The organism is Sphaerisporangium sp. B11E5, assembly GCF_039871875.1.
In the GTDB taxonomy this organism is placed as follows: Bacteria; Actinomycetota; Actinomycetes; order Streptosporangiales; family Streptosporangiaceae; genus Sphaerisporangium.
In genome coordinates this window covers 1-7,735 of sequence record NZ_JBDPMD010000093.1, presented here as the reverse complement: position 1 = coordinate 7,735, position 7,735 = coordinate 1, and the positions used below count along the sequence as shown (strand labels likewise).

The following is a 7,735-nucleotide window of genomic DNA, read 5'->3' as shown; positions in this document are numbered from 1 at the left end:
CGACGCCGACCCCGACCCCGACGCCCACCCCGACCGGCTCCACCGGGTGCTCCGGCGCCGTCGTCTGCTCCGGCTTCGAGGACCAGAACGGCACCCCCGCGGGTGACTGGCAGGTCGTCACCCCCAACTGCTCGGGCACCGGCACCGCCACCATCGACACCACGCAGGCGCACAGCGGCGGCAAGTCCCTGCGCGTCGCCGGCGGCGGCAACTACTGCAACCACATCTTCGTCGGCACCACCAAGAACGTCTCCTCCATCGGCCCGGTGGTGTACGGCCGCATGTGGATCCGGCACACCACCGCGCTGCCCGCCGCCCACATCACCATGATCACCATGGCGGACGCCGCCAACGGCAACCGCGACCTGCGCATCGGCGGCCAGAACGGCGCCCTGCAGTGGAACCGCGAGTCCGACGACGCCACGCTTCCCGAGCAGAGCCCGACCGGTGTCTCCCTGAGCGTGCCCCTGCCCACCAACCGCTGGGTCTGCCTGCGCTACCAGATCGACACCACCCGCCAGGCGATGAGCACCTACGTGGACGACCAGGAGGTCGCGGGCCTCCACCTGGACCAGACCCCCACCCGCGACATCGACTCCCAGTGGCTCAGCCGCACGACCGCCCCCCGGCCGGCCACGCTGCGCCTCGGCTGGGAGAGCTACGGCAGCGACTCGGACACGATCTGGTACGACGACGTCGCGCTCGGATCGTCCCCCATCGCCTGCTGACCCCCCGAAAGCCCCCGCCGCCGGCCGCGAGGCACGCCCGGCCGGCGGCGGGCCCGGGCGGGCGGTGCCCCGTTCGCCCGGGGCTGACTCCCGATGAGCTCGTCCGCGTGCCGATATAGGGTCGCGTGGGACATCGGGTCATCGGCGAAGGGCACGGCTGCAGTGGACGCTTCGGTCTACCTCTACGTCGAGGACGTCCGGGACGAAGGCGTCGGCCGGGTCCTCGACCGCGTCGGCGGGTACGGCGTGCGCGAGGTGACGGTGGCCGCCGCCTACCACGCGGCCCGCGACGTCACCCCGCACGGCCTCTCCCGGGTCACCCTGCGTGCCGAGGGCGTGCACTTCGTCCCGCCGCCCGACCTGTTCAAGGGCCTGCGCCTCACCCCGCCGGTGCGCGAGGGCGCCGCCGACGGCCCGCTGGCCGTGCTGCGGGAGGCCACCCTGGACCGGGGCATGGCGCTGCACGGCTGGGCCGTCTTCCTGCACAACCTCACGCTCGGCCTCGCCGACCCCGAGGTCACCGTGCAGGACTGCTTCGGCGGGCGCGGCTTCCCCGCGAGCCTGTGCCCCGCCCACCCCGACGTCCGGCTGTACGCCGTGGCCCTCGCCCGCTCGGTGGCGCGCCTCGGGGTGGACAGCGTGGTGGCCGAGTCGCTGCACTTCGGCGCCTTCGGCCAGGGCCACGGCCACGAGCGCAGCGTCGTGGCCCTCGGCCCCATGGACGAGTTCCTGTTCGGCCTGTGCTTCTGCGCGTGGTGCATGCGCCGCGCCACCGACCTCGGCGTCAAGGCCGAGGTGGCCCGTGAGGAGTGCGCCCGCATCGTCGGCGGCGTCCTGGACGGCGACCCGCCCGCGCAGGGCGAGGTCACCCGCGCCGCCCTCACCGCCTACGCCGGCCCCGACGTGGTGGCCTACGCCCGCGCCCGCTCGGAGACCGTGACCTCCCTGGTCAGCGAGGTGTCCGCCGCCGTGGCCGCCGAGGGCTCCCGGCTGACGTTCCTGGACGGCACCGGCCACCGCAAGGGCTACCGCGACGGCCTGCCCCCCGCGGGGCTCGCCGCCCACGACGCCTGGCAACTGGGCGTGGACCTCGTGGCGCTCGGCGACCTGGTGCCGTCGTTCGGCGTGCTCGCCTACGCCCGCGACCCCGCCCGGGTGGCCGACGACATCGGCGCCTACCGCCGCTCGATCGGCACCGACCGCGACCTGCGCGCCGTCCTGCGTCCCGGCCTGCCCGACACCGACTCCACCGACCGCCTCGCCGCCAAGATCCGTGCCGCCAAGGCCGCCGGGGCCACCGCCACCGACTTCATCGCCTACGGCCTGCTGCCGTACAGCACCCTGGCCCGCATCCCGAAGGCCCTCGGCCACACGCCGTAGCCGTCTCAGGCGGACTCGCGGACCACCAGCTCGCTCGGCAGGATGATGTGGTCGCTCACCCGGTCCTTCGGTGCGGTGAGCAGCAGCCGCACCATCGCGGTCGCCTGCTCGGTGATCGGGTGCCGCACGGTGGTGAGCGGGGGGTCGGTGTATCGGGCGGCCTCGATGTCGTCGAAACCGACCAGGGCCACGTCGTCGGGGACGCGGCGGCCCGACTGGCGCAGGGTCTTCAGCGCGCCGATGGCCATGGCGTCGTTGGCGGCGAACACCGCGTCCAGCGCGGGGTCGTCCTCCAGGAGCTGGCGCATGGCCGCCGCGCCGGACGCCCGGGTGAAGTCGCCGACCGCGACGATCGAGCGGCGGTCGGAGTTGCGCAGCGCGTCGCGGTAGCCGGTCAGGCGGTCCTGGCCGCCGATCATGTCCTGCGGCCCCGCGATGGTGGCGATGCGGCGCCGGCCGGTGTCCAGCAGGTGCCGCACGGCCGCGGCGGCGCCTCCCACGTTGTCGTTGTCGACGTACGGCAGCTCCACGGCCACCGCGGGGCGGCCGTACGACACCACCGGCACGCCCATGCGCGTCAGGGCGGCGGGCAGCGGGTCGGCGCCGTGCATCGACAGCAGCAGCACGCCGTCCACGTGGCCGCCGGAGATGTAGCGCTCCACACGGGCGTGGTTGCGGGGGGTGCTGGCGAGCATGAGAACGATTTGCTTGTCCACCGCCTCCAGCTCGCTGCTCACCGTGCGGATCACCATGGAGAACAGGCGGTCGTCGGAGAACACCCGGGTCGCCGGCTCGGAGATGACCAGCGCGATGGAGTCGGTGCGCTGGGTCACCAGGCTGCGCGCGGCCGAGTTGGGGACGTACCCGAGCTCGTTCACCGCCCGCAGGACCGTCTCCCTGATCTCCGGGGTCACGGTCGCCTGGCCGTTGACGACCCGCGAGACGGTGGCCCGGGAGACGCCTGCCCGTGCGGCGACCGCCTCCAGAGTGGGTCGTTTCATTCTGTGCGCCCTGTCTTCCTCGGCCTCCGGCGGTAACCATGGTGCCACTCGAAGTCCGCCACTGGTGACCATACGAGACGCGCCCGCTCGCACGGTACGGGCATCCCCGTAACGCCCTCGATGATGACCGTCACCCGCCTGTCTGCCCGCATGCCCCTTGATCAGGAGAATGTACCGGGGATCATGCCGGTTCGCGCGGGTGTGTTCGCCATATGCGTCATTCCATCGCATCGGCGGTGTCCGCGCGCACGCCGACCCGGCGACGGCCGTGCTCCGGCCTCGCCGCACACGCCGGTCGGCGCCGCCCGAGTTCCCTCCTTCCCGAGATTTTCGGGTGATCTTGGGGAGAGCGCTCTCGGATCAGCGTGCCGCCGGACTCGTGCCTCGTCAAGATTCGGGACGGCCGTTTCGCCGGCAATGACAGACCGTCTCCACCTGCCCGGCGCGGGTCATGCCTGGTAGCGGCCCAGGACCGGCGATATTCAGGCGCGACGCCCGGCGGCGAATAGTGGAGAGCGCTCTCAATCCGTCAAAGAAACTTTCCCCTGTGGTTGACAGCCCCTTGTCGAGGGATCTAACGTCAGCGCCCGGAGAGCGTTACATACGCGTAACACCAACGCGTGCACCCGCGCGGTGCTGTGCCGGAACGGCCGTCGGCTCCGCCGCGCGCACACGTCGCCCGGCTCCTGCCGCGGCGCCGAACCGTCGCAGTCCCTACGTCGTCCGGTGCCGTCCCCGGTCCTCCCAGCCCGGGGAACCCCGGACCCCGCTCTCCGTTCCCGCGTCGCCGCTCGTGTCCCGAGGTCCCGTCCCTCAACCCGTGCCCGCTCGTCCCCAGCGCGCGGCGCGGCCCCCCAAGAGATGAGGATGACCATGAGCACTCCCGCCGAACCACCGCCCCGCCGCCTGCGTCCACGCACCCTCGTCACCGCCCTGGCCATGGCGCTGCTGCCCGCCGCCGGGCTCGTCGTCGCCATGGACCCCGCGGGCGCCGCCGTGCCGGCCACCCCGAGCGGCTGGAGCCTGGTCTGGGCCGACGACTTCAACGGCCCCGCCGGCTCCCTGCCGTCCTCCAGCAACTGGATCTTCGACACCGGCCACAACTACCCGGGCGGGCCCGGCAACTGGGGCACCGGCGAGATCCAGCGCTACACCGCCGACCCCGCCAACGTCAGCCTCGACGGCTCCGGCAACCTGCGCATCACGCCGATCCGCGGCTCGTCGGGCGAGTGGACGTCCGCGCGCATCGAGACCCAGCGCAGCGACTTCAAGCCGGCCGCCGGGCGCATCCTGCGCATCGAGGGCCGCCTCCAGATGCCGAACGTCACCGGCAGCGCCGCCCTCGGCTACTGGCCGGCGTTCTGGGCGCTCGGCGCGCCGTACCGCGGCAACTACCAGAACTGGCCCGGCGTCGGCGAGTTCGACATCATGGAGAACGTCAACGGGCTCGACCGCGTGTACGGCGTGCTGCACTGCGGCGTCGCCCCCGGCGGGCCGTGCAACGAGTTCAACGGGCTCGGAGCGAGCCGCGCCTGTCCCGGCTCGACCTGCCAGTCCACGATGCACACCTACCGCTTCGAGTGGGACCGCGGCGTCACACCCAACCAGTTGCGGTGGTACGTCGACGGCCAGCAGTACCACAGCGTCAGCCAGGGCCAGCTCGACGCCACCACGTGGAACAACATGACCAGCCACGCGGGCTACTTCCTGCTGCTCAACGTGGCCATGGGCGGCTCGTTCCCCAACGGCGTCGCGGGCACCGGCACACCCACCGCCTCCACCGTCTCCGGCCGGCCCATGGTCGTCGACTACGTGGCCGTCTGGCAGAGCGGCGCCGGCACCACGCCGACCGCCACGCCCACCCCCACCCCGAGCAACCCCGGCGGCGGACACAACGCGCGCTCCACCATCCAGGCCGAGAGCTTCCAGGCCCAGAACGGCATCCAGGTGGAGACCACCACCGACACCGGCGGCGGCCAGAACGTCTCCCACATCGCCAACGGCGACTGGCTGCGCTACGACAACGTCAACTTCGGCTCCACCCCGGTGACGCAGTTCGTCGCCCGCGTGGCGTCCGGCGCGGGCGGCGGGGTGAGCGGCCTCGTCCAGGTCCGTCTCGACAGCCTCTCCAACGCGCCCATCGGTGACTTCGCGGTGGGCAACACCGGCGGCTGGCAGAGCTGGCGCACCGTCCCGGCCAACATCGCGGCGACCACCGGCACCCACACCGTCTACATCACCTTCAGCAGCGGCCAGCCGGCGGACTACCTGAACCTCAACTGGTTCACGTTCAGCTGACCCCCGATCCCGGCCCGCGTCCCCCCGGGGACGCGGGCCGGGATCGGCCTCAGCCCGTGACGCTCGGGCGGCCGTCCTCGATGTGGCCCATCAGGCGGCGGCCGAACGACGCGTCCTCCTCGCAGGAGACCCGCAGGTCGTACCAGCCGTGCGTGTCCCTTGCGGGCCAGGGCACCTCCCGGGTCTGGCCGGGCCGCAGCACCACCGCGAGGTCACGCTCGTCGTACGCCAGCGCGGAGACCCGCAGCTTCACCCGTACGGCGCCCTCGTTGCGCAGCACCAGGGTGAGCCGCCGCGCGCCGCCGTCCACCCGCGAGGAGACCCGCAGCCCGGCGGCGGCGCCGCCCGGTGTGCCGGTGAACTCACGCCGGAAGCCGTTCGGCCCGGTGAGCACCAGGTCGTAGCGGTCGCCGGGCACCGGGACCACGCGGGTGGTCTCGCCGAGCACGTCGGCGTGCAGCGGCTCCGGCAACTCGCCCGCGTACGGATACAGCGCCATGTGCACGCTCTCGGCGCCCCGGTTGGCCAGGGTGAGGCGCAGCTCGCCGCCGGCCAGGCGGGCCGAGGCGTCCGGCTGGTACGGCAGCGGGCGGGCCGGCCGCACGCCGTCCTCCTGCACGGGCATGCGCTGGTCGGCGGGCGGGGCCGGACGCCAGCGGCCGGTGAACGGCGGCACGGCGGCGGGGTGCGCGGGGCTCGGGCGCGGGCCCGGCCTGGTGAAGTCGAAGGCCGAGGTGAGGTCGCCCGAGACGGTGCGGCGCCACGCCGAGACGTCGGGGAAACGGACCTTCAGCCAGCTCTCCAGGAAACGGACGGTGGAGGAGTGGTCGAAGACCTGCGAGCAGACGTACCCGCCGACCGTCCACGGCGACACGACGATCATGGGGACCCGCACGCCGAGGCCGATCGGCTTGCCGTCGGAGAACTCGTCGGCCCGCTCGGCCGGGGGACGCGGCGGCGGCACGTGGTCGAAGAAGCCGTCGTTCTCGTCGTAGGTGATGAACAGCGCGGTCGAGCGCCAGACCTCGGGCGTCGAGGCGAGGGCGTCCAGGATGTCCCAGGTGACGCGGGCGCTCTGGATGGGGGACGAGGCGCTCGGGTGCTCGGAGTCGGCCGCCGAGGGCACGAGGTAGCTGACCTTGGGCAGCCGGCCCGCCTCGACGTCCGCGCGGAAGCCCGCCGCCAGGGTGCCCGGCCGGCCGCGGCGCAGCGCCCGGTCGTACAGCGAGCGCTCCCGCGGGGTGAGCGTGGCCACGCCCTCCTCCAGGCGGGCGAGCATCGCCTCGCGGTCGGCGTCGGAGGAGGCGCGGCCGAGGGCGGAGTAGAAGGAGTCCAGGCTCTGGAAGTCGCCGCGCAGCGCCTTGCGGGCGACGCGGCGGAAGGTGGCGAAGAACTCCAGGTTGTTGTCCTCGTAGTTGTCCCACTCCTGGTAGACCTTCCAGGAGTGGCCGGCGTCCTCCAGGATCTCGCCGGCGTTCGCCCAGGTGTACCCGGCGTGGGTGTCCTCGTCGTAGGCGGCGTTGTCGACGGCCCGGCGGGTGGTGCCCGGCTCGTAGCCGGTGTGCCCGCTGACGTGGTAGTTGCGGTTCGGGCTGGTGGAGGACAACACCGAGCAGAAGTAGTGGTCGCAGACGGTGAAGGTGTCGGCGAGCTCGTACTGCAGCGGGATGTCCTGGCGCTCGTAGAACGTCATGGTCGCCGGGCTCTTGGCGGCGATCCAGCCGTTGTGCCAGCCGCCCGCCGCGGCGGCCTGGCCGTCGTTCCAGCCGTGCGGCAGCGCCGAGATCCACTGCAGGTCCCTGCCGACGACCCCGGCCGCCTCGCGCACCGGGAAGGGCAGCACACGGCCGGCGCCGCCCGGCTGCTCGTAGACCGGCCGCCCGTCCGGCAGCGTGATCGCGTTGCGGTCGCCGAACCCGCGCACGCCGCGCAGCCTGCCGAAGTAGTGGTCGAACGACCGGTTCTCCTGCATGAGGAAGACGACATGCTTGATCGCCGACAACCCGCCCGCGGGCACCGGCGCCGCCATGGCGGCGTGCACGGACGGCGGCAACATCGAGACTGCGGCGGCGCCGGCACCGGCGGCGAGAAACCCCCGGCGGGACAGACCCTGGGACATCGTGGTCCTTTCTCCCTACGGCCGCCACGGTTCCCGGCGGCCCCGAGCATCCCACCCCCCACGCCCACCAAGAGAACAAAGATCAGCGACATTCCCGGTAAACCATGGACGAACCTCCACCCCACCCCTCCGCCCTCGTCCACCTCCCGACCCCTGAGCAGCACCCTTGAGCCCCAACGCGCCCCCCGCTCCCGGCTCCTGCCCTCCCG

At 73.0% G+C, this 7,735-nt stretch carries 5 protein-coding genes; 3 read left to right on the top strand and 2 right to left on the bottom strand.

The genetic code is table 11. From position 1 onward, the window contains the following. Together ABGB17_RS38555 and ABGB17_RS38550 are read left to right on the top strand one after the other, a co-directional pair. Nucleotides 1–728: hypothetical protein (locus ABGB17_RS38555; RefSeq protein WP_347639309.1), on the top strand; the 728-nt coding region annotated here is incomplete at its 5' end. Nucleotides 729–890: 162 nt separating this feature from the next. Continuing rightward, on the top strand, nt 891–2,108 hold the full coding sequence (locus tag ABGB17_RS38550) for a hypothetical protein (RefSeq protein ID WP_347639307.1): 1,218 nt from the start codon (nt 891–893) through the stop codon (nt 2,106–2,108). 5 nt (nt 2,109–2,113) lie between these two features. On the opposite strand, the gene ABGB17_RS38545 is transcribed toward ABGB17_RS38550, so the two are convergent. Next, nucleotides 2,114–3,109, bottom strand: coding sequence for a LacI family DNA-binding transcriptional regulator (locus tag ABGB17_RS38545; protein WP_347639305.1), 996 nt, complete (start codon nt 3,107–3,109; stop codon nt 2,114–2,116). Nucleotides 3,110–3,982: 873 nt separating this feature from the next. Here ABGB17_RS38545 and ABGB17_RS38540 point away from each other — a divergent pair. After that, nucleotides 3,983–5,407 (top strand): glycoside hydrolase family 16 protein, encoded by a 1,425-nt coding sequence (locus tag ABGB17_RS38540; RefSeq protein ID WP_347639303.1) that lies wholly within the window; start codon nt 3,983–3,985, stop codon nt 5,405–5,407. A gap of 49 nt (nt 5,408–5,456) precedes the next feature. On the opposite strand, the gene ABGB17_RS38535 is transcribed toward ABGB17_RS38540, so the two are convergent. Then, complete coding sequence (locus ABGB17_RS38535; RefSeq protein WP_347639300.1) at nt 5,457–7,526, bottom strand: phospholipase C, phosphocholine-specific; 2,070 nt, start codon at nt 7,524–7,526, stop codon at nt 5,457–5,459. Nucleotides 7,527–7,735 lie beyond the last annotated feature (209 nt).